Annotated in this window: 22 protein-coding genes and 2 pseudogenes; 11 read left to right on the top strand and 13 right to left on the bottom strand. The window is 69.8% G+C overall.

All coding sequences use genetic code 11. The annotated features are described in order from the left end of the window. Positions 1–133 precede the first annotated feature (133 nt). Positions 134–316, bottom strand: coding sequence for a 4-oxalocrotonate tautomerase DmpI (gene dmpI / locus ACIPFH_RS19530; RefSeq protein WP_401827916.1), 183 nt, complete (start codon positions 314–316; stop codon positions 134–136). 137 nt (positions 317–453) lie between these two features. On the opposite strand from dmpI, the pseudogene ACIPFH_RS19525 reads away from it, so the two are divergent. The 3 genes and pseudogenes from ACIPFH_RS19525 to ACIPFH_RS19515 form a co-directional block, all read left to right on the top strand. Next, a pseudogene (locus ACIPFH_RS19525) lies at positions 454–555 on the top strand (LysR family transcriptional regulator); the annotation flags it as partial. Positions 556–580: 25 nt separating this feature from the next. Next, positions 581–1,336 carry a LysR family substrate-binding domain-containing protein gene (locus ACIPFH_RS19520; RefSeq protein WP_401827914.1) on the top strand — a complete coding sequence of 252 codons (756 nt, stop codon included), beginning with the start codon at positions 581–583 and terminating at the stop codon, positions 1,334–1,336. Between the two features lie 241 nt (positions 1,337–1,577). Continuing rightward, positions 1,578–2,564, top strand: a complete 987-nt coding sequence (locus ACIPFH_RS19515) for an Ig-like domain-containing protein (protein WP_401827912.1) — start codon at positions 1,578–1,580, stop codon at positions 2,562–2,564. A 234-nt stretch (positions 2,565–2,798) separates the two neighbouring features. Here ACIPFH_RS19515 and ACIPFH_RS19510 read toward each other — a convergent pair whose 3' ends face one another. The 3 genes from ACIPFH_RS19510 to ACIPFH_RS19500 form a co-directional block, all read right to left on the bottom strand. After that, the gene (locus ACIPFH_RS19510; protein ID WP_401827910.1) at positions 2,799–3,758 is read right to left on the bottom strand and encodes a DUF1152 domain-containing protein; all 960 of its coding nucleotides are present in this window, start codon (positions 3,756–3,758) and stop codon (positions 2,799–2,801) included. 160 nt (positions 3,759–3,918) lie between these two features. Then, positions 3,919–4,749 (bottom strand): ammonia-dependent NAD(+) synthetase, encoded by an 831-nt coding sequence (nadE, locus tag ACIPFH_RS19505; RefSeq protein WP_401827909.1) that lies wholly within the window; start codon positions 4,747–4,749, stop codon positions 3,919–3,921. Positions 4,750–4,887: 138 nt separating this feature from the next. Further along, positions 4,888–5,796 (bottom strand): SMP-30/gluconolactonase/LRE family protein, encoded by a 909-nt coding sequence (locus tag ACIPFH_RS19500; protein ID WP_401827907.1) that lies wholly within the window; start codon positions 5,794–5,796, stop codon positions 4,888–4,890. Positions 5,797–5,882: 86 nt separating this feature from the next. Between ACIPFH_RS19500 and ACIPFH_RS19495 the strand changes: the two genes are divergently transcribed. Next, on the top strand, positions 5,883–6,320 hold the full coding sequence (locus tag ACIPFH_RS19495; protein ID WP_356256331.1) for an Lrp/AsnC family transcriptional regulator: 438 nt from the start codon (positions 5,883–5,885) through the stop codon (positions 6,318–6,320). 126 nt (positions 6,321–6,446) lie between these two features. Here the strand turns inward: ACIPFH_RS19495 and ACIPFH_RS19490 are convergent, their stop codons facing one another. The 4 genes from ACIPFH_RS19490 to ACIPFH_RS19475 all read right to left on the bottom strand — a co-directional run bounded on the left by ACIPFH_RS19490 (position 6,447) and on the right by ACIPFH_RS19475 (position 10,000). After that, on the bottom strand, positions 6,447–7,328 hold the full coding sequence (locus ACIPFH_RS19490) for a GNAT family N-acetyltransferase (RefSeq protein WP_401827905.1): 882 nt from the start codon (positions 7,326–7,328) through the stop codon (positions 6,447–6,449). Between the two features lie 106 nt (positions 7,329–7,434). Then, the gene (locus ACIPFH_RS19485; RefSeq protein ID WP_401827904.1) at positions 7,435–8,106 is read right to left on the bottom strand and encodes a 3-oxoacid CoA-transferase subunit B; all 672 of its coding nucleotides are present in this window, start codon (positions 8,104–8,106) and stop codon (positions 7,435–7,437) included. Then, entirely contained in the window at positions 8,103–8,798 is a 696-nt protein-coding gene (locus ACIPFH_RS19480) for a 3-oxoacid CoA-transferase subunit A (protein WP_401827903.1), read from the bottom strand. The genes ACIPFH_RS19485 and ACIPFH_RS19480 overlap by 4 nt, the downstream gene beginning before the upstream one ends. Next, entirely contained in the window at positions 8,795–10,000 is a 1,206-nt protein-coding gene (locus ACIPFH_RS19475) for a thiolase family protein (protein ID WP_401827902.1), read from the bottom strand. Before ACIPFH_RS19475 ends, ACIPFH_RS19480 begins: the two co-directional genes overlap by 4 nt. Before the next feature lie 71 nt (positions 10,001–10,071). Between ACIPFH_RS19475 and ACIPFH_RS19470 the strand changes: the two genes are divergently transcribed. Both ACIPFH_RS19470 and ACIPFH_RS19465 read left to right on the top strand, forming a co-directional pair. Continuing rightward, on the top strand, positions 10,072–10,953 hold the full coding sequence (locus tag ACIPFH_RS19470) for a LysR substrate-binding domain-containing protein (protein WP_401827901.1): 882 nt from the start codon (positions 10,072–10,074) through the stop codon (positions 10,951–10,953). Positions 10,954–11,336: 383 nt separating this feature from the next. Beyond that, positions 11,337–12,020 carry a hypothetical protein gene (locus tag ACIPFH_RS19465; RefSeq protein WP_401827900.1) on the top strand — a complete coding sequence of 228 codons (684 nt, stop codon included), beginning with the start codon at positions 11,337–11,339 and terminating at the stop codon, positions 12,018–12,020. Positions 12,021–12,109: 89 nt separating this feature from the next. Here the strand turns inward: ACIPFH_RS19465 and ACIPFH_RS19460 are convergent, their stop codons facing one another. After that, complete coding sequence (locus ACIPFH_RS19460) at positions 12,110–12,946, bottom strand: helix-turn-helix domain-containing protein (RefSeq protein WP_401827899.1); 837 nt, start codon at positions 12,944–12,946, stop codon at positions 12,110–12,112. A 112-nt stretch (positions 12,947–13,058) separates the two neighbouring features. Between ACIPFH_RS19460 and ACIPFH_RS19455 the strand changes: the two genes are divergently transcribed. Then, positions 13,059–13,655 carry an NADPH-dependent FMN reductase gene (locus ACIPFH_RS19455; RefSeq protein ID WP_401827898.1) on the top strand — a complete coding sequence of 199 codons (597 nt, stop codon included), beginning with the start codon at positions 13,059–13,061 and terminating at the stop codon, positions 13,653–13,655. A gap of 178 nt (positions 13,656–13,833) precedes the next feature. On the opposite strand, the gene ACIPFH_RS19450 is transcribed toward ACIPFH_RS19455, so the two are convergent. Continuing rightward, on the bottom strand, positions 13,834–14,691 hold the full coding sequence (locus tag ACIPFH_RS19450; protein WP_401827897.1) for an endonuclease/exonuclease/phosphatase family protein: 858 nt from the start codon (positions 14,689–14,691) through the stop codon (positions 13,834–13,836). A gap of 404 nt (positions 14,692–15,095) precedes the next feature. Next, the gene (locus tag ACIPFH_RS19445) at positions 15,096–16,730 is read right to left on the bottom strand and encodes an alpha/beta hydrolase (protein WP_401827896.1); all 1,635 of its coding nucleotides are present in this window, start codon (positions 16,728–16,730) and stop codon (positions 15,096–15,098) included. Positions 16,731–16,938: 208 nt separating this feature from the next. Between ACIPFH_RS19445 and ACIPFH_RS19440 the strand changes: the two genes are divergently transcribed. Further along, positions 16,939–17,583, top strand: coding sequence for a carboxymuconolactone decarboxylase family protein (locus ACIPFH_RS19440; RefSeq protein ID WP_401827895.1), 645 nt, complete (start codon positions 16,939–16,941; stop codon positions 17,581–17,583). 56 nt (positions 17,584–17,639) lie between these two features. Here ACIPFH_RS19440 and ACIPFH_RS19435 read toward each other — a convergent pair whose 3' ends face one another. Next, positions 17,640–18,212 (bottom strand): YceI family protein, encoded by a 573-nt coding sequence (locus ACIPFH_RS19435; protein WP_401827894.1) that lies wholly within the window; start codon positions 18,210–18,212, stop codon positions 17,640–17,642. A gap of 100 nt (positions 18,213–18,312) precedes the next feature. Here ACIPFH_RS19435 and ACIPFH_RS19430 point away from each other — a divergent pair, with 100 nt between their 5' ends. Beyond that, positions 18,313–19,170 (top strand): helix-turn-helix domain-containing protein, encoded by an 858-nt coding sequence (locus tag ACIPFH_RS19430; protein WP_401827892.1) that lies wholly within the window; start codon positions 18,313–18,315, stop codon positions 19,168–19,170. 282 nt (positions 19,171–19,452) lie between these two features. On the opposite strand, the gene ACIPFH_RS19425 is transcribed toward ACIPFH_RS19430, so the two are convergent. Then, positions 19,453–19,509, bottom strand: a complete 57-nt coding sequence (locus ACIPFH_RS19425) for a hypothetical protein (RefSeq protein ID WP_401828083.1) — start codon at positions 19,507–19,509, stop codon at positions 19,453–19,455. 26 nt (positions 19,510–19,535) lie between these two features. Here ACIPFH_RS19425 and ACIPFH_RS19420 point away from each other — a divergent pair. Further along, positions 19,536–20,045, top strand: a pseudogene (locus ACIPFH_RS19420) (GNAT family N-acetyltransferase); the annotation flags it as partial. Positions 20,046–20,375: 330 nt separating this feature from the next. Then, positions 20,376–20,756 carry a VOC family protein gene (locus ACIPFH_RS19415; protein WP_401828081.1) on the top strand — a complete coding sequence of 127 codons (381 nt, stop codon included), beginning with the start codon at positions 20,376–20,378 and terminating at the stop codon, positions 20,754–20,756. Positions 20,757–20,854: the final 98 nt, after the last annotated feature.

Here is a 20,854-nt window from a genome sequence, read left to right as displayed (position 1 = left end):
GCAGGGGAACCGGCCGATCGTCGGCCCGCTCACCCTGCTGGGCCCGGGAACGGTTGTCCGAGCGGGCGGGCGGCCCGAAACCGGACTCGGCAAAGGCGGGAGACTGCGCGACTGCTCCCGGCGCGCCGTGGTGTCACTTGTCGGCGGCGAGCCTACCGCCGACGCCGAAGCTGTCGGTGGGGGTCTCCTCGATGAAGACCATCACCGACTCGGCCGGGATGCGGTAGGTGTCGACGAAAGCATCGGTGATCTTCCTGATCAGCTCCCGCTTGAGCTCGACGTCACGGGGGCCCTGCTGGATGGTCACTGCGGGCATGGCTGCCTCCGGGTCTTCTTGGTGCCGTACGGCTTGTGCCGTGCTGTGGGACCAGTTCACCGCCCCGGGCCGTGGCGATCAAGGCGCACTTGACTCATACACTCATCATCGATCGTGATGAGTGAAGGAGGCGGGGCATGGAGCTGCGTCAGGTCGGATACTTCCTCGCGGTCGCCGAGGAACTGCACTTCGGACGCGCCGCCGGGCGGCTGCGCGTCGTCCAGCCGACCGTCAGCCAGCAAGTCCGCCGGCTGGAACGCGAGCTTGGCCTGGAACTGTTCGACAGGACCCCGCAACGTCACACTGACCACCGCGGGACAGGCGTTCCTGCCACGCGCCAGGGCCATCGCGGCGGCCGCGGAAGCGGCACTGGAGACGATGGCCGCGTTCCGCGCCGACCAGCTCACGACGTTGCGCGTCGGCACCAGCGCCGGTCTCGGCACACGGCTGGAGCGGCTGTTGGCGGACATGGCACAACATGCGCCAGAGATCACCGTGGAACTGCACAGCGCCCCACCCGCCGCTCGGCTGCAGCGGGTACGGGACGGCGAGCTGGACGCCGCCTTCGTACGCGGCGTCCACCAGAGCCCGGGACTCGACCTGATCCCGGTGTGGCGGGACGAACTGGTCGCGGCGTTGCCCGCCTCGCATCCGCAGGCCGCACACGAACGCGTCGAGATCGCCGACCTGGCCGCCATGCCGCTGCGCATCGCGCCTCGACGCACCAACCCGCATCTGGTGGATCTGGTCACGGGCGCCTGCCGGGCCGCGGGCTTCGAGCCCGTCATGGGCCCCGCCTTCACCACCGACCAGGACACCCTCGCGGCCATCGGCAGCGGCAGGCCCACCTGGACCGTCTTCTATTCCTCGAAAGCCGTGATGCTGCCCACCGCCCGCACCGCTTTCCGGCCTTTCGCCCCGCCCGCACCCGCCCTGCAGACCTACCTCGCCGTCCGTCGGACCGCTTCCGCGCGCAGCCTGGCTCCCCTTCTGGACGCTTGCCGCTCTCAGGAATCCTGACCAGGAGGGCTTCTTCGGACCGGTGCCGGCGTTCGCCCTCCGCGGTGATGGCCAGGGCGGAACCCACGCACATCCCGGCCGGGGAGCAGCACGTGGTGCCAGTCTCCCCCAGCCGCCGATCCGGCGGCTCACCGAGTTTTGAGACACGTTTTACGCGGCACCCGCAACTGCGGCCCACACGGTCGATGTCTGACAGTGAGTCGGGCCCGTCAGGGCGAAGAGCGAGAGAGCGGGGCACTCCGTGGGACGGCGCAAGGGCGGCATAGGGATCGCACTCGTCACAGGCATGATGCTGGTGGGCGCGAGCGCCTGCGGCGGGGGCGGTAGTGACCGGGCTAGCGGCGACGACGCCAAGGCGTCGGGAAAACCGGGTGCGAGCTCCTCGCCGTCGCCGACGAAGCCGGCGGGCCCGCCGATGCTGCTGGAGACGATCACCCCGCAGACGGGAACCACGGTCGGCGTGGCCATGCCCATCTCGGTGGTCTTCACGAACCCGGTCGCGGCCAAGGCGCGGGCCGCGGTCGAGAAGCACATGAAGGTGAGCGCCTCGCAGCCGGTGGCCGGCGCCTGGCACTGGTTCGGTGACAAGCGCGCCGACTGGCGTCCGAAGACGTACTGGCCCTCCGGCACGACCGTGAAGATCGACGCCGACATGACGGGCGTCAGCAACGGCAACGGGCGCTTCGGCGTGCACGGTTACACGCACACCTTCAAGATCGGCGACGACGTGCGCGCGGATGTCTCGGTGACCGGCCACACCATGAAGGTGACCCGGAACGGCACCAGCCTGCGCACCCTGTCGATCAACGCGGGCAGCGCCGAGTATCCGACGTGGAACGGCACGATGGCCGTCATCGACAAGGAGGAGAAGGTCCACATGACCTCCTGCAGCGTCGGCATCAGCTGCGACAAGGGCAGCCCCAACTACTACGACCTGACGCTGCCCTGGGACGTCCACCTGACCCAGTCCGGCACATACGTGCACTACTCGACCGGCGACCCGAATCCAGGCAGTGGCAGCGCCCGCGGCTCGCACGGCTGCGTCCACCTGTCCATGTCGGACGCCAAGTGGTTCTACGACCAGGTCAAGCAGGGCGATCCCGTCACGATCACCGGCTCGCCCCGGGCCAAGGCCCCGGCCGACAACGGCTACGCCGACTTCAACCTGGCATGGGACCAGTGGCTCGCGGGCAGCGCCTCCGGGGAGGGGACGACCGCGACGGTGTGACGCGCTGCGATGGGGGCGCCGGTCAGCCCGCGACGACGTCGATCGCGGGGGCCGCCGTCGTACTCGCCCTTCGGGCTGATCGGCAACGGCCGACTTTGCGGGCACTCGCCCACTCGCCCGCCCGCTGTCGAGGTCGGCGAGCAGGCGCTCAACTTTCGCAGGAGCGCGGCCGCCTCGCGTGGCCACGCCCGCCCCAACGCCGGGCCGAGACCGCCGAGCGCGCCTTCCGGCCGACTAGTGCGGGAACCGGCGGGGTGGACGGGTCACCGTGGTTTCGCGGAACTCGGCTATGCGGGAGTGGACTTGGCGCATCAGATGGGTGTCTTCGATCCGGTCCAGGTAGAGGCATCGGGCTGCCAGGCCCGGAAGGTCGAAGGTGAAGTACAGGGCCATCAGCGGATTCACGAACAACTCGCTGCCCTGCGTACGGTCGGTGAACTGCACGTCGCCGAACGAGCCGCGCACGGCGGCCGCGATGGAGCCGTTCACGATGCTGGGGTGCTCGGGGGTGTGGTGCTGCGCGTGCGCCACCGCGTCCAGGTAGAGCGCGCCTTCCCGGGTGGCGCGCGGTATCGAGAACGCGCCGAGGTACGCGCCGTCGCGTTCCAACGCGGCGATGTTCTCCAGAACCTGCACGTGGTTGACGCCGTGGTAGGCGTCCACGCCGAAGCCGACCGACACCACGAGCCGGTTCGGTATGCCCTCCAACCCGGCGAGCGCCGCCACGCTGGCCAGGTCCTCCTCCGGCGTGCCGAGGCCGGCTTCGTCACCCCGCAACAGGATGTCCGTGCCGCCGTCGACCAGCACCACGGCGTCGACATCGTGCAGTTCGATCAGTGCTTGGTATGCGGTGCGCAGGGGGCGCACGCCGGTCTGGGGGAAGGCGTACACGGTGGCTGGGTAGCCATGCCCGCCCAGCCACTGGGCCAGGGTCCGCTCCGGGAAGTAGCTTTGGTGCGGAGCTGAGTCGGGAGTGACGACAGCGAGGTCGCGAGCAGCCCAGTCGTCGAGGGGAAGACCGGCGAGTGCGCTGAAGGAAAGATTGGCGAGATACACCTCCTTGCCCTGATGCAGGAGTGAGAGGGCCAACGGCAGGCCTGAGTAGATGTCGAACCCGCCGCCCGCGCCCGCGACGAGGATCCGTTCGGCATCGGCGAGCCGCGTGAAGAGCGGGTTGGTGTGAAGGGGCATCATGACGATCATTGTCCGAGATCCCGCCGCCGAGCACTCCCGGATGCGGCACCGCGATCCCCCGGCTCACGCAGGTCCTCGGCGGACAGAGCAGGCTTGGCAGGGCAAGGGGACCCGCCTTCGCCCCCGGCGTCGAATGACGGCGGCTCCGGCGGGTCGACTCTCAGGGGGCGATGGGCAGTCGGCGCTTGTGGTCCGTGAGCCGGTAGCGATCGACGATCGTCTGGAAGACGTCCTCGTCGACGGGCTTGCCTTCCAGGAAGTCGTCGATGTCGTCGTAGGCGACCCCGAGCGCGTCCTCGTCGGACCTGCCCGGGGCGAGGGTCTCCAAGTCGGCCGTAGGGACCTTGCGCACCAGGTCGGCCGGCGCCCCCAGCACGTCCGCCACCGCTCGCACCCGGCGTTTGGTCAGGCCGTACAGCGGGACGAGGTCCGCCGCGCCGTCACCGAACTTGGTGAAGAAGCCGGAGACCGCCTCGGCGGCGTGGTCGGTGCCGACGACCAGTCCGTGGTGGCCCCCGGCTACGGCGTACTGGGCGATCATGCGTTGTCGGGCCTTGATGTTGCCGAGCACGAAGTCCTGGTGGTGGGCGTCGCGGAAGCTCACGTCGGCACCCACAACAGCCGCGAGCGCGGCGTCACACGCGGGCTTGATGTCCACGGTCAGCACGTGATCGGGCTGGATGAAGGAGAGCGCGAGCCGTGCATCGTGCTCGTCGGCCTGGACGCCGTAGGGAAGCCGCATCGCGTAGAACCGTGCCTCGTGTCCGGCGTCGCGGGCTCGCTCTACCGCGAGCTGGCACAGGCGGCCGGCGGTGGTGGAGTCGACGCCACCGCTGATGCCGAGTACGAGGCAGGACAGACCGGTGGAGGTCAGCCGCTCCGCGAGGAAGGCCACCCGGCGCTCGATCTGCGCCTCGGCCTCGAAGGTCTCGGCTACCTCGAGTTCTCGGGCGATCTCGCGCTGAAGGGTGAGGAAGGACGGCTCGTTCACATCTGCTCCTTGTCCCGGTTCACGTTGCGCCGGCGCCGGACCTCTGGGGACGGGCCGGGATCGGCTTCGGACAGCCTCGACGGTCCGGCACCGGGGCGCGCAGGACGGAGTTCCCCGGACCCCGGTCGGCTATGCGTTTCAGACGCGGGGCGCTCCTGTCACCGACATCACCAGTGAGTACAGCGAGGTGGAGGCGGTGAGGAACAGGCGGTTGTTCCTCGGCCCGCCGAAGGTGATGTTGGAGACCGATTCGGGCACCCGGAGCCGTCCGATGAGGGTGCCGTCGGGGTCGTAGCAGTGGACGCCGTCCTCCAGGGCGGCGGCCCACAGGCGGCCCTGGTCGTCCAGGCGGATGTTGTCGAAGTGGACGCCCGCTCGTGCTTCGGCGAAGACCTCCTGGCCGGAGAGCGTGCCGTCGTCCTGGACGTCGAAGGCGTGGATGCGGGCGGCTCGTGAGTCGGAGACGTACAGCCGCTTCTCGTCCGGTGACAGGATGACGCCGTTGGGCCCGTCGAAACCGTCGGCGGCGAGGCGGACCCGGCCCGTCGCCGGGTCGATCCGATAGAGGTTGCAGGCGCCGATCTCGGACTCGGCCCGATGACCCTCGTAGTCGCTGGTGATACCGAAGTCCGGGTCGGAGAACCAGACGGTGCCGTCGGATCGCACGACGGAGTCATTGGGGCTGTTGAGCCGCTTGCCCTCAAAACGCTCGGCCAGGACCGTCACGGTGCCGTCCGGCTCGGTGCGGGTGACCCGGCGGTTGCCCTGCTCGCAGGTGACCAGGCGGCCCTGCCGGTCGAGGGTGTTGCCGTTGCTGTGTCCGGCCGGGTCGCGGAAGACGCCGACCGTCCCCGTGGCCTCGTCCCAGCGCAGGATGCGGTCGTTGGGGATGTCGCTCCAGATCAGCTGGCGCCAGGCGGGCAGGTAGAGCGGGCCCTCTGCCCAACGGCAGTCGCCGTGCAGCACCTCCAGCCTTCCGTCGCCGCTCGTACAGCGTCCGGTACGGAAGCGGTCGTCCAGGATCTCGTACAGGCCATCGGCGGGCATAGGGGTCCCCTCACATACGCTGTTCAGAATGCAATTCAACGTAGCACGTAGATCACCGAACGGGATATTGTAAAAGCATGAAGACGATAGATGACATCGACCGCGGCTTGATCGCACTCCTCCAGAAGGACGCGACCCGGTCCTACGCCGATCTGGGCAAGGGTGTCGGTCTGTCGGCGGGCGCCGCCCACGAGCGGGTGCGCAGGCTGCGGGAGCACGGGGTCATCAGGGCCACGACGATCGACGTGGACCCCGCAGCCCTCGATCGCGGTGTCCTTGCCTTCGTGCTCATCGACTCGACGGCCTGGATGGGCGACCGGGCCGAGGACTTCGCCGGCGTACCGGAGATTCAGGAAGCCCATGTCATCGCGGGCAGCGCGGCGGTCCTGGTGAAGGTGCGCACGGCCAACACCGCGCAACTCCAGGACGTGCTGCGCCGTCTGTACGCGATCGACGGGGTCAGCGGGACGCAGGCGACCGTGGTCCTGGAGACGTTCTTCGAACGGCCACTGGATGCCGGGTAGGGGAGATTCGCGCCCGCGGTGACTGCCAAAGCGGCGGTCGGCAATCCGTCACCGCGGCTGCTCGGGATTCCGGTCGGGACGTCGTTCGATCTCGCTGCGGGTGCCCTGCGCCGCGAGCCGGACAGCTCAGCCGGCTTCCGGCGCTGCGGACGAGAGGTCGTACACCGCCCAGTCGGTCAGCGTGCGGTAGCCGAGGCGCTGATAGAGAGCGTTGCTCGTGGGGTTGGACAGGTCAGCGAACAGGACGACGTCCCTCGCGCCCGCGGCCAGCGCGGCTCGGCTCACGTCCGCCGTCACGGCGCCCGCGTAACCGCGACCGCGCAGGTGGGCCGGCGTGTAGACGATGTCGACCTGGATCTGACCGCCGATCATCGGGTTCATGCCCGCGATGGAGACGGGAGTGCCGTCCGGGGTCTCCCAGAGCGTATAGCGCTTGTCGGCGAAGCGCGTGCCGGCCCAGGAGCCGGCGTCCATGGAGACCACCTCACCGACGGCCTTGGCGAACTCTCCGCACCAGAACATGACTTGCTCAAGGTCCTGCTCGCCCAGGACGCGGCCCCGGCCCGCCGGCAGCGGCTTCGGTGGAGTGAGCGTGCCGAGGCCGTACAGACGGAGCCGCGTGTCGCGAAGTGTCGGCGTTGCCCCGGTGTGCCGCTGCCAGGCCTCGGCGAAAGCGGTGGCCGTGCTGTGGCCCGCGCTTACGGAGTTGAGGGAGTGCCCGAGCGCGGCCAAGCGGACGGCGAGGGAGTCGGCCTGCTCGGGCGTGAGCGGGGAGAGGCCCAGCGCACGGGGCGGGAGGCGGTAGAAGGTGGCGCTGACCTCGCCCGCTCGCTCCAGCACACCGAAGACGCGGGTTCCGGTGCCGAACGCGTCCGCCCCGCGCTTTCGCACTCTCTCGGCCCACGTCAGCTGCATGACGTGCGGGCCGGGCCGCGAGCGAAGGAAGTCTCCCGCTCGGGCGAGAAAGTCGTCGACGTCTTCGGTGAGATGCCAGTCGTCCGGTCGCATGCTTCATGATTGCCCACACTGCGGAAGCGGCCAACGGTTCTCCGCCGGCGCGAAGAACCGGACCACGCCGACCGACACCCGTTGGGGAACATGCTTCCGCGGTGCGTCAGTCGTCGTGGGACGGCGTGATGCCCAGTCGATCCGCGAGTTCGTGGGCACTGACGCCGTACGTCTCCCGGATCCGTATGCCGTCGGGGCCGACGTCGAAGACGCCGCAGTCCGTGTAGACGCGGCTGACGCAGCCGACGCCGGTGAGCGGGTAGGCGCACCGCGGGACGAGCTTCGGCTCACCGGAGCGGGTGAAGAGCGTCATCATCACGTAGACGTCCTTGGCGCCGATGGCGAGGTCCATGGCGCCGCCGACGGCCGGGATGTCCTCGGGCCCGCCGGTGGTCCAGTTGGCGAGGTCGCCGTTGAAGGCGACCTGGTAGGCCCCCAGGACGCAGACATCGAGGTGCCCGCCGCGCATCATCGCGAAGGAGTCGGCGTGGTGGAAGTACGCCGCTCCCGGCAGCTCGGTCACCGGGACCTTGCCGGCGTTGGTCAGGTCGGGGTCGACCGCGTCACCCTCCGCCTTCGGACCCATGTTGAGCATGCCGTTCTCGGTGTGCAGCACCACCCCGGAGTCGGCGGGCAGGTGGTCGGCGATCTTGGTGGGCTGGCCGATGCCGAGGTTGACGAAGGAACCGGCGGGGATGTCGCGTGCGATGACGGCGGCCAGCTCGTCCATCGAGAGCCGGTGGTCGGCGCGCACCTGATGGCTTGGCGTGATGGTCATCGTGCCCCCTGCACGGTGTAGTGACGGGCCTCGACCTGGACGACCCGGTCGACATAGATGGACGGGGTGACGACGGCCTCGGGGTCCAGCTTGCCGGGCTCGACGACCTCGTCGACCTGGACGATGGTCGTCGTCGCGGCCGTGGCCATGACCGGTCCGAAGTTGCGGGCGGTCTTTCGGTAGACGAGGTTGCCCATCGCATCCGCGGTGTGCGCGCCGATCAGCGCGTAGTCCCCCTTGATGGGGTATTCCAGCAGGTACTTCCGGCCGTCGATCTCGCGCTCCTCCTTGCCCTCGGCCAGCGGTGTGCCGACGGCGGTCGGGCAGTAGAACGCGCCGATACCGGCGCCCGCCGCGCGCATCCGCTCGGCGAGATTACCCTGCGGCACCACCTCGAGTTCGATCTTCCCCTCGCGGTAGAGGCCGTCGAAGACATAGGAGTCGGCCTGGCGCGGGAAGGAGCAGAGCACCTTGCGCACCCGGCGGGCGGCCAGCAGCGCGGCCAGCCCGACGTCGCCGTTGCCGGCGTTGTTGGACACGATCGTGAGGTCCTTCGCGCCCTGCCGGATGAGCGCGTCGATCAGATCGAACGGCATCCCGGCCAGGCCGAAACCGCCGACGAGGATCGTCGACTCGTCCTCGATCCCGGCGACCGCGGCGTCGGCGCTTTCGAAGATCTGCGCCCGGCTCACCGGGCCGACTCCGCGAGGTCGCAGTTCTCGAGCACGACGGCCAGGCCCTGACCGACCCCGATACAGATCGCGGCGACGCCGTAGCGCTGCCTCGTCTCGCGCAGCACCTTGGCCAGCGTGGCGAGGACGCGGCCGCCCGAGGCGCCCAGCGGGTGCCCGATCGCGATGGCGCCGCCCTTCTGGTTGACGATGCCCGGGTCGACCTTCCACGCGTCGACGCAGGCGAGCGACTGCACGGCGAAGGCCTCGTTGAGCTCGACGGCTCCCACCTGGTCCCAGCCGATCCCGGCCCGGACCAGTGCGCGGTTGGCGGCCTCGACCGGGGCGTATCCGAAGGCCTGCGGCTCCAGCGCCATCACGCCGCGGCCCGCGATACGGGCGATCGGGTCGGCCCCGATCACGGCCGCGGCCCTCTCGCTGCCCAGCAGCACCGCGGAGGCACCGTCGTTGAGCGGGCTGGCGTTGCCCGCGGTGATGGTGCCGCCCTGCTCCGCCGTACGGAAGACCGGCTTGAGTCCGGCCAGGACCTCCGGCGTGGATCCGGCCCGGATGCCCTCGTCGCGGGCCAGGTCGACGCCTTCGACCGGCGCCACCAGGTCGTCGTAGAAGCCCGACTCCCACGACTCATGGGCGAGTTGATGGGAGCGGGCGGCGAACTCGTCCTGCCGCTCGCGGGAGATCCCGAAGCGCTCCCGGAGCTGCTCGTTGGCCTCGCCGAGGCTGACCGTCCACTCCTTCGGCATCCGCGGGTTGACCAGCCGCCAGCCGAGCGTGGTCGAGACCGCGGTGACATCGCCGACCGGGAACGGCTTCGCCGACTTCGGCAGCACCCACGGCGCACGCGTCATGGACTCCACGCCGCCGGTCAGCACCACCTCGGCGTCGCCGGACTCGATGGTGCGGCTGGCCGTCATCGCCGCGTCGAGGCTCGACCCGCACAGCCGGTTGACCGTGGTGCCGGGCACGCTCACCGGGAGCCCGGCGAGCAGCGCCGCCATGCGGCCGACGTTGCGGTTCTCCTCGCCGGCGCCGTTGGCGTTGCCCCAGATCACGTCGTCGATCGCGGCGGGGTCGAAGCCCGGCACCTTGGCGAGCGTCGAGGTGATCGCGGCAGCGGCGAGGTCGTCCGGGCGGACTCCGGCCAGCGCGCCGTTGAAGCGACCGAACGGAGTCCGCGTCGCGGCGTAGATGAAAGCACTCATGAGAGTGACGGTAGACCCCGGTCACGATATTCTGAAGTACTCAAATCCTAGCTTATTGATATGGACAACATATGGATCTGCGTCACCTGCGGTACTTCGTGGCGGTGGCCGAGGAGCGGCACTTCGGGCGCGCCGCCGAGCGGCTCCACATGGCCCAGCCGCCGCTGTCCCAGCAGATCCGCCAGCTCGAAGCCGAACTCGGCGTCGAGCTGCTCCACCGCACCACGCGCCGCGTCGACCTCACCGAGGCCGGCCGGGCCTACCTGGAGCGGGCGCGCGGGATCCTCGCCGACGTCGACGAGGCCGTCCAGCACGCACGGCTCGTCGCCGCCGGCTCGGTGGGCCGCCTCGCGATCGGGTGCGTGGGCTCGGCGACGTACAGCCTCCTGCCCGCGCTCTCGCGCCGGCTCACGGAGGAGCTTCCCGGCGTCGACTTCTCCTTCCGCGGTGAGATGCTCGCGCCCGACCAGGTCGAGGCGCTGCGCGCCGGCGCGATCGACGTCGCGCTGCTGCGTCCCGTGGCGGCCGACCTCTCGCTCACCGTGCACACGCTGCGCCGGGACCGGCTCGTCGTCGCCGTACCGGTCGACCATCCGCTAGCCCGCCGGAAACGGCTGCGGGCAGCGGACCTGGCCGGTGCCGACCTGATCGTGCACTCCGCCGACCGCCGGTCGGTGATGTACGACGTCGTACTGGGCCTGCTGCGCGACGCCGGCGTCGAGCCGCACATCCGCCACGAGGTGGGTGAGACCTCGACGCTGGTCACGCTCGTGGCCGGGGGCCTCGGCCTCGCGGTCGTGCCTGAGCCCGTGACCGCGCTGGCCCTCGACGGCGTCGCCTACCTACCACTGGCCGGGGCCGACGCACGGGTGGAACTGGCCGTCGCCCACCGCGCCGACCGCTCCGAGCCGCACCTGGCACGCACCGTCGGGATCATCCGGGCGATGTTCTGAGCCACCCACCGACGCCGGACGAGGCCGCCCCACGGCTGACGGGTGGTGTCCGCCTCCGCGCCACCGCCAGCCTCTCGGTAAGCGATTGCTCGGCGATGCCATGCGGGGTCCAGGCCGCGCGGGGGGTTCGTCGTCGGTAGTGGCCGCTCCCTGGCGCGGCCTCGTGGTGTCGGCGCCGGCAGGACGGTGAGCGGGACTCGCTGCGGGAGCTGGGCATCCCCATGGGCGTGACGCCGGTCGCAGCGAGCCCGTTCGGTGCGTGCCGTAGCCGTCGGCAGATAAAATCCGGCCAGGACGCAACTGCCGACGGCTGAAACTCGTCCCTTCCTCCCGAGCCGACAAGGCTTATGGAGATCTCGAACCAGCAAGATGGGGGACGAACCATGAACCTGACGCCGCGCGAGAGCCGCCGCAGACCGGGCGCCATCCGAGCGGTCGTGCTGGGCCTGTGCGCCGTAGGGGCGCTCGGCCTCACAGGCTGCTCCGGTGACGACGGCCCGGCGAGTGCCGGCAGTAAGGCGAAACCGAGCGAGACGGAGGCGTCCGCCACCGCCGACAAGACGGGGACGGCCGCCGACGCGATCGGCACGAAGCCCTCCGCGGAGGCTTCCACGGGCGCAGGCAGCGGCGTCAAGTCCCCCAGCGTCGTTCCGGTCGCCTCCAAACCGCCGGCCCCTACGGCGACCGGCTCGGCGGGCACTGAAGGCGAGGCTGAGGACTGCGACCACAAGATGCCCATTTCCCCCGACGAGATCGCGGTCTACCGCTACACGCCCGAGGGGGGCACCCTGAGCCTGATCGTCAAGTACGGCAACTGGGGCTGCGGCTCGCCGGACTCGGACGGCGCGCCCTTCGAGACGGTCGGCAAGGAGACCTACATCCCGATGGACCAGGCCGCATACGTCACAGTGACCAACCCCATCGTGGAAAGCACCGAGAACCAGCACATCGGCGTCCAGGAGTTCCTCGACTGGTTGGAGGCACATCCGAACTCCGGGCTGGTCTTCACCTACCACCTCGACAGCAGCGGGGCCATCGACCACCTCGAGGAGGTCTTCACCCCCTGACAGGACCCCGTCAGCCACGCGTGACCCCACCCGAGTCGGGAGCTCCTCGACATGGGCCGGGCCCTTCGGGTTCGCACGGTAAGGGTGGGTCAGGATATGGCCCGGAGTCCGCCGTGGGGACGACGGCCGAGTCGGTCGACGGCCCGGGCCGTTTCCTCGTCCGCGGGGAGGAAGACGACCACTTGCTGGGCGTCCGAGGAGAGTTCGAGCGTCTCGCGCAGCAGCCGGAGTGCGCCTCCGGAAGGGTGACTGAGGCGAAGGTCGCCACGGCGCGGAACCACGTGACGGTTCAGGCGGCGCGTGAAGTCGGGGCCGGCTGTGGGGGCGAGCTCCGCCGTGAACCACTCGGAGTTCTCGACGGACGGCGCGAACCACAGGTCGAAGACCTGCTCGTCCGCGACGTCGTCCCAGTCGGCGAAGAACGTCCGGGCGCGGGGGTCGGTGAAAACGTAGCGGGTGAGGTTCGGGGTGTCGGTATCGAGCAGTCCGGTTCCGCTCGTCACCGACTCGAAGCCGCTGGTGTGGGCGAGGACGTCGCCCAGCCGGTTGGTCACCATGGCGATCCCCGGTTCGAGCAGGCGGAGCGTTTCCAGGACCGACGGCCGGACGTTGCGGCGCGGTGGCGCGGGCCGCGCGTGGGCGGAACACACCCCGCCAGTGATTTTCGCGAGGTAGCGCAGGTGGGTGCGCTCCGAGGCGTCGAGGCTGAGCGCATCGGCAAGGGCGTTCACCACCGCCACCGAGGGATTGCGGTCACGGCCCTGCTCCATGCGGGTCAGGTATTCGACGCTGATGCCCGCCCGCGCGGCGAGATCCAAGCGCCGCAGACCCGGTGACCGGCGACGGCCGTGATCCGGCAGTCCCAGCGATTCCGGCTGGGTGCTGTCGCGCTTGGCCCGGATGAAGTCCCCCAACGGCGTACCCATGATGGGAGCATACGGCGGTCCCCACTGACCGCCGAGTGCTCAGCCTGGCCCTGTGGGGGCCAGCCTGAGCACGGTCTGGTTGGAGCCACGGCGGGGCCTGATCGTGGTGGGCATGGAGAAGACCAAGCACAAGCTGGTGATCATCGTCGGAAGCGTCCGGGAAGGACGGTTCGGCCCGATTGTGGCTTCGTGGGTCGCCGAACAGGCCGCCCTTCACGGTGCTTTCGATGTCGAAGTGGTCGATCTGGCCGAAATCGACATCCCGTTGGCGCTTCCTGCGGCATCACCCAAGTACGCCGGTGACGATTACCCCCGTCCGGCCGGGATGGCGGCACTGACGTCGGCGCTGGAGGGCGCTGACGCGTTCATCGTGGTCACGCCGGAGTACAACCACAGCTACCCCGCGTCGTTGAAGGCGGCCATCGACTGGCACTTCACCCAGTGGACGGCCAAGCCGGTCGCCTTCGTCAGCTACGGCGGAGCGGCAGGTGGCCGGCACGCGGTACTGCACCTGGAGAACGTGCTGACCGAGTTGCACGCGGTGACGATTCGCGATGGTCTCGCCTTCCCGAACTACTTCACCGCATGGCAGGACGGCCGTCCCCTCGACCCCGAGACCTCCGGCTTCGCCAAGACGCTGCTCGAACAGCTGGCCTGGTGGGCGGACGCGCTCCGGTCGGCACGCGACGCCGCTCCCTACCCGGCGTGAGCGTGACGACATGTCATTCGGTTGGGGCAGCGTCCCGGGCGGCCTGTCCCGCGGGCGTCGCCCTTGAACCGCTGCTGCCACGCCAGTCCAAAACGCCGGGCGGCCGGGCAGAGACCGAAGGCCGGGGACTCGGCTCGGTAGGCCGCTCCGACGAACCATCCGTCTGCCGAGACGACCCTCACGTGGGTCCCAGGTCGCTGTACACCAGATGGTGGTCCGAGTACGGGGAGGGTCGCACACGGTGCTCGAGCGGGGTGATGCCTCGCAGGAAGATGTAGTCGAACTTGCTGTGCCAGTCGGTGGTCGTCTCGCAGCCGTCGGCGGGCGAAGGATGGCACTGGGGGTCGGCATCCGCGGCCAGTGCCCACATCCGGGTGAGTTCCGGAGCATCCGGCACCGCGTTGAAGTCACCGAGAACGATCACGCGGTCGTACCGGGCGACGTCTGTGGCGAGTACGACGGCCTGCTCCGCTCGGACTGCCTCTTGGCGTCGTTCGGCGAGGTGTGTGTTGAAGACCCGGACGGGCCGGCCGCCCACCATGGTGGTGACTGCCATGTACCCACGGTCCTCGGATCCGCCGTCGGGATATTCCACCTTGACGCGGTCTGTCATCGGTGCCGCCGACAGGAGCGCCTGACCGTAGCCTCCCGGACTCCACGGCACTCCCCCGCACCGGCCCCAGTTCTGGAGGACCGCCCCGTACTCGACGTGGTAGACCAGCCCGTAACGGCTCTCCAGATCGTCCCGGATCCTCTCGACGTCACGCACGCACGCTTCTTGCAGGCCGATGACCTGGGGTGCGTACGTGGCGATCTCCGCCGCCCGGTCGACGTTGCTTTCCTCGCAGGGGTTGCAGATGTTCCACGTCATGACCCGGTTCGGTACGACCTGTCTGACGGCGTCGACGGGCAGTGGCCCGGCGGAGAGGGCATCGCTTGGTGCACTGGGGCCGATGAGCACCATGCAGGCCACGCCCACGGCACCCGCGAGCAACCACATGCCCTTTCCGAGCACCGTCGCCTCCTCGATCTCCATACACCTGGCATCCGACGTCTCCATGCACGAGGTTAAGGGACGAGGTTGTCAGCTCCACGTGTTTCGCCGTTCACCAGGTTCCTTGCCGCACTTCCGCACGCGGCGACCGTGGCTCACCTGCCACGCTCCCTTCCGCCTCGGTGGATCCGGGCGGTCCGGGCCGGCGGTCCAGCCCACGGCCCGCCCACCGGACACCGCCGGACCCTCGGCCGACCGGCTGGGAGAGCCGGCGTACCTTTGCGGTCACGGCGGGTACACGCCCACTTCCTGGGCGGATATGCCGAATTCGTCGAGCTGAAGGCTCTTCTCGACCGGCTGACGCTCGCCGACCACGTCTTCGGACGCCGCCCGGTGCCCGAGGCGCCGGCCCTGGAAGGCAGGCGCCTCGGGGGCGTGCGGGAACGTCAGCTCACGGTGCCGATGCGCTCGACGCGCTCGTTGACGCCGTTGCGGAGTTCGCTGAGCGTGGTGCCGGGCGGGGCCGTCTTCGGCGTGGAGGAAGGCGGCTGCGTCTCGTCCGCGCAGGTCGTGCCCGAGGCCGGGACCTCGAGGTCCACCAGGTAACCGATGACCGCGTCCGTCGCGCAGGCGCTGCGGCCGAACGCGGTGTGCCCCTCGGCCTGGAAGGTGAGCAGCGAGGCGTTGTCGAGCCGCCGGGACAGCGCCACCGCGTCCTGGTAGGGGGTGTCCGGGTCGCCGGTGGTGCCGAGGACGAGAATCGGCGCCGAGCCCTTGGCCCGGTAGGAGCCGTCGTAGCGGCTGACGTGCTCGCCGGGCCACTGGACGCAGGCGGTGGCGTGCTGGTGGTCGTACGTGGGAGGACCGTACGCCATCGCCGGACCGAGCAGCGGCGCCGCCTTCGCGTTGGCCGTGACGTTCCGCTTCAGCCGGCGCAGGTCGCGCGGGTAGTCCCGGTCGACGCACTCGACGGCCACGTTCGGGCCCAGGAAGTCGAAGCTGGCGGGGGACGGCGGCCGCAGCAGGAAGGAGGTGTTGTCCCGCAACTGGGCCTTGCGCAGTGCCGCGCCGAACGAGGGCCAGATGACCTTGCCCTCGTTGATGTTGAACATCAGCCGGTAGACCAGCGTGTAGCCGTTGGCCCGGCCGCCGTTCGCGGTCGGCACGGGGCTGGCGTCCAGGTCGGCCTTCAGTTTCTCGAACGCCGCGCGTGGGTTGCCGTCGCCGAACCCGCAAGTGGCCTGATCCCCGGCGCACCAGTCCAGAAAGCGGCTCATCGCGCCGTCCAGCGCCAGGTACTGCGGTCGGTCGTAGGCGTACGGGCGGTTGGCGTAGTGCACCGGGTCGTACGCGCCGTCGAGGGCCAGGGCCCGCACCCGCTTCGGGAACATGGCGGCGTAGACGGTCCCGATGTACGAGCCGAACGACCGCCCGTAGTAGGTGAGTTGCTTCTCCCCGAGCGCCTCCCGCAGCAGGTCGATGTCCCGGGCGACGTATTCGGTGCCGATGTAGGGCAGCAGCTCGCCCGCGTTGTCCACGCAGGCCTGGTCGAACTCGGCGGCCTCACGCAGTGCCGGCTCGAAGGTGTCCGGACCGGGCACGCCCTTCGCCTCCGTGACGGCCCGCGTGTACCGCGCGTCGTCGAAGCAGGTCAGCGGCGAACTGCGGCCGACGCCGCGGACGTCGTAGCCGAAGACGTCGAACGAGTCACGGAGTGCGGTCGGCAGATCCGCGTAGTTGTTCCGCACGAAGTCCACGCCGGAGTTGCCGGGCCCTCCCGGCTGCAGGAAGAGCGTGCCCTTGCGCTTCGTCCGATCCGCGGCCTTCTTCCGGATCACCGCGAGGGTGAAGGTCTTGCCGTGCGGCTTGCGGTAGTCGAGTGGAACGTCGGCGTTCGCGCACTCGAAGCCGCCCTGGCAGTCGGTCCAGGCGAGCGACGGCACGGGCGGCTTGTCGGGCGTCTTCGGCGTGGCCGCCGACTGGGTCGCCGTCCCCGTCACGGCTGCCATGAGCGCTGTCAGCGCGACTCCGACGGTCGCGAGCCGTCCGAAGTGTCTCGGTATGCGATGTGGAGTGGTCATGTTCTTCTTCCCCCTGGGCCGATGTATCGCCAAGTGCTCACTCCGCTGGGTGAGTTCGGCTAACTGAACAGAGGGAAAAAGAGCGAGAGCGGTGCCGTCGCGGCCGTCTTTCCACCGCCGATCTCGGTCTGCGGGTGGAGCCCGGCTGTTCCACGGACCCGCGCACCGGTCCCGACCCACCACCACCTACTCCGTATGGAGACATCACATGGCATCAGACGGCGCACCGCCCCGGATCGAACCGCTGCCGGTCGACAAGTGGGCCCCCGAGGTCAGTGCCGTCTGGACGGCGGACAGCCTGAAGAGCAGGAAGAGCCGGCTGCCCGCTCATCTCACGGATCTGCCGGACACGCTCAACCTGACACGGATCCTCGCTCACCATCCCGACCTGGCCGTCGCCGTCTACCCGCTCTCCACCCTGCTCAACGCCGGCCTGCTGCCACCTCGGGACCGCGAACTGATGACTGTGCGCACCGCTTTGCGCAGCGCGTCCGGGTACCTGTGGTCCCACCACTACGAGACCGCGCAGGCCGTCGGCCTCACGGAGGCGGAGGTGCTCCGCATCGCCGACGATCCGGCGACCGTCGGCTGGAGCCCGCACGAGGCGGCGCTGATCACCGCGGTCGACGAGATCTGCGACGCAGCCGTCATCGGAGCCGTCGCCTGGAGGCAGTTGCGGCTCACGTACGACGACGCGCAGGTGCTGGAAGTGCTGGCGCTCGTCGGCGTGTACCGGCTCCTGGCGACCGTGCTCAGTACTTCCGGCGCCGCGCTGGACGCCTGGCGTCCCGAGCGTCCCCTGCCGGCCGCGACCGTCACGGCGGTACGTGCGCGGCGCGATGACCAGCCGTAGGACTGCGGCTGCGGTGCCCCGCGGGGAACTCTCCGCGGGGCACCGCACGTCCTCGATCAGGCGGGCTGGCCCTGCGGTGCGATGAACGGCATGTCGAGGTGGAGCTTGATGACGTCACCGAGCAGCCCGGGCGCGAAGTCCAGCCCGAAGTCGCCGCGCCGGATCTCGCCCGTCGCCTCGAACCCGGCGTGCGCCTTCTGGTCCAGAGGAGAGTCCACCACCCCGCCGAACTCGACGGCGAGCGTGACCGGACGGGTGACATCCCCGATGGTCAGGTCCCCCGCCATCGTCCAGTCCTCGCCCTCCCCGGAGATCCGCGTCGAGCGGAACGTCATCGTCGGCCGCTTCTCCACGTCGAGCAGTTCGGCCGAGCGGGTGTGCGCGTCCCGGTCGGCGTTCCCGGTGTCGATGGAGGCAAGAGCGATCTCGGCGGTCACCCGCACGTCGTCGAGGGTCTCACCGACGTACAGCCCGGCCGTGAACTCGGTGAACCGGCCCCGCACCTTGCTGATCCCCAGGTGGCGGATGGTGAAGTTGACGGCCGCGTGATGGGGGTCGAGTTCCCACTCTCCGGGAGTGAGGGGCAGCGAGGACGCGACAGCGGTGTTCGAAGAGGTGTCATTGCTCATGGCTCCATCGTGCGGGCCCCGCGGCGACGGAGGGAGTCCGGGCGAAGGGTAGTAGTGGCAGGGGCACCCTCCGCGCCGGGACACGTTGTACGTTCGAGAGGTGAACGACAACGAGTTGGGCAGCTTTCTGCGCACCCGCCGCGAAGCCGTCACCCCGGCCGAGGTGGGCCTGCCCGCGGGCTTGCGCCGTCGCACGCCGGGGCTGCGCCGCGCCGAGCTGGCCACCCTCGCCGGCATCAGCGTCGAGTACCTCACCCGGCTCGAACAGGGACGCGACCGCAATCCCTCGTCCAAGGTCCTCACGGCCCTCGCCGACATCCTCCGGCTGTCGACGGCGGACCGTCTGCTGTTGCATCGGCTGGCCAAGGAAAACGGCGAAGGCAAGGAGCTGTGCCATTCGATCACCGCACCGCCGGTGCGCACGGTGCGCGCCACCTTCAGGGCACTCCTCGACAGTCTGGAGCCCGCCCCTGCCGTCCTGCTCAACTGGATGGGGGACATCGTGGCCTGCACCGAGGGTTACGAGCGGTACGCACGCCCGCTCGGCCTGCTCGACGGCGACCCGCCCAACATGGTGCGGTACGTGTTCACCGACGACCGGGCTCGCACCGTGTTTCCCGGGTGGGACCGGCTGGCCGACGAGCAGATCGCCCATCTGCGCAACGAGGCCTCGGTGCACGATCCTCATGTCACCGCCCTGGCCAACGAGCTGACGACGGTGGCGGGGGCGCCCTTCAGAGACCGGCTCGCCGCTGCGCCGACTCTGCCCTCACGCTTCGGGACCGAGGTCGTCGAGCACCCCGAGGCCGGTCGGTTGCGTCTGTCGTTCGAGACACTCGTGCTTCCGGACGAGGGCCAGCGCCTGGTGGTGCACATGCCGACCGACGAGGCCACCGCCACCGCGCTCGACCGGCTCAACGGCCGCAGGCCGGGGGCGCTGCGAGCGGTGAGCGGCTGACCTTCGCACCCTCGCGGAGAGGACGCCATGCACTCGTCCCGGCCGCGCCACCCCGCGCTTGCGGGATCTCCATGGGCGGCCGCTGGTGCACCCCCGGAACGGGTTCATGTGCCGCTGGTCGAGTTCGGGGGGGGTAGGAGTCCATCTGGCCCTGCCCTGACTGCTGTTGGACCATGCAGTGGGCCTTGGACGGGCAGTGCACCCAGGGGTGGGAAGTCGGGTCGGCCCGCGGGCCCGTCGGGTGATCGTTTTCGATGCCGAAGACGGCCTGTCACCAGGAACTCATGTCGTAGTGGAGCCGCCGTTGGTGTGGATGGCGGCCATGCCGAGGTAGTGCATGGCCGCGACCCCGAGCCCGGTGACAAGATCTGCTGTTCGAGGCCGGCTGGAACGCCGCCGAGCCGTGGACCCCGTTGCGCCGCGACCTCACGAAGCCGGTGCCGGACCCAGGCGTACGCATCGACGTGAGCGGGCCGGAACGGGCGCATGTGCGGACGGCCGTACAACGGGCGTCGTTCGACGCGTCGGCGTTCTCGGACGAGCGTTGGCACGCGATGGCGGCCGGAGTGCCGTACGCCGACGCCCGGTGTCTGGTCGCGTACGACGACCAGGGCGACGCCGTGGCAGCGGTGACGGTGTGGTCGGCCGGCTCGGGCAGGCCGGGCTTGCTCGAACCGATGGGCGTGCACCGGGAACATCGTCGCCACGGCTATGGCAAGGCGATCACCGTCGCCGCAGCGGCCACACTCCAGGAGCTGGGCTCGTCGAGCGCGATCGTCTGCACGCCGAGCTCCAACGTCGGCGCCGTCGCCACCTACCAGACCGCCGGCTTCCAGGAACTCCCCGAGATCCGGGACATATGCCGGGACGCGTAGCACCGGATTCCTCATCGGCTGTCGCACCTGGGCGCCGGGGTATCCGCCGCCGGCGGTCCTGCGCGCCCAGATCCTCCTGCCCTCGCCGGCGGAGGCGTCGTCACGGCTCGCCCTGCCCGTCATGGCCAACAGCCCGGCCCGGTCTGTATGGCCAACAGCCCTGCGTGGCTGGCGGGCTGACGGGCCGCCCCGGACAGGTTCGGTCCTGAAATCATTTCACCCGTGCTCGCCTCGTCCGATACGGTCGCGGGGTTGTTTTCACTGCTGGGAGCACGTGAGGTTCGCGTGTGCTTCCCCGGCAGTCCCCCGGACCGAGAGTGGGTTTCGTTCATGGCATGTCGTATCAGTGAGCTCGTCCTCGGTTGCCGCGACCCCGAGGTGCTGGCGCGGTTCTGGTGCGAGGTCCTGGACTTCGTCGTGCTCGATCGCGAGGACGACGGCACGTTGGAGATCGGGCCGCGCGAAGGGTTCGGCGGTCCGCAGCCGACGATCATCCTCAGTCGCAGGGAGGAGCCGGAGAAGGGGAAGTCCCGGCTGCACATCGATGTCAACGCGACTGACCGTGACCAGGACGCCGAGCTCGAACGCCTTCTGAAGCTCGGTGCGCGCCCGGCCGACATCGGTCAGACGGGGGAGGAGCAGTGGCATGTCCTGGTCGACCCCGAAGGCAACGAGTTCTGCCTGCTCAAGGCCCGCCTCAACCCACTCTGATGTTCATGGGTCCCGCCTCGACACCTCGTATCCAGGGTTCGCCTCGAAGTCCGTCGTGACGGGCGTGGCGTGACCGTGAAGTCGGTGCGGTCTCCGGT

The organism is Streptomyces sp. NPDC088157 (genome assembly GCF_044741545.1).
Lineage (GTDB): Bacteria > Actinomycetota > Actinomycetes > Streptomycetales > Streptomycetaceae > Streptomyces.
Note: the sequence above shows the minus strand (reverse complement) of the source record. Positions and strands in the feature narration are given on the sequence as shown.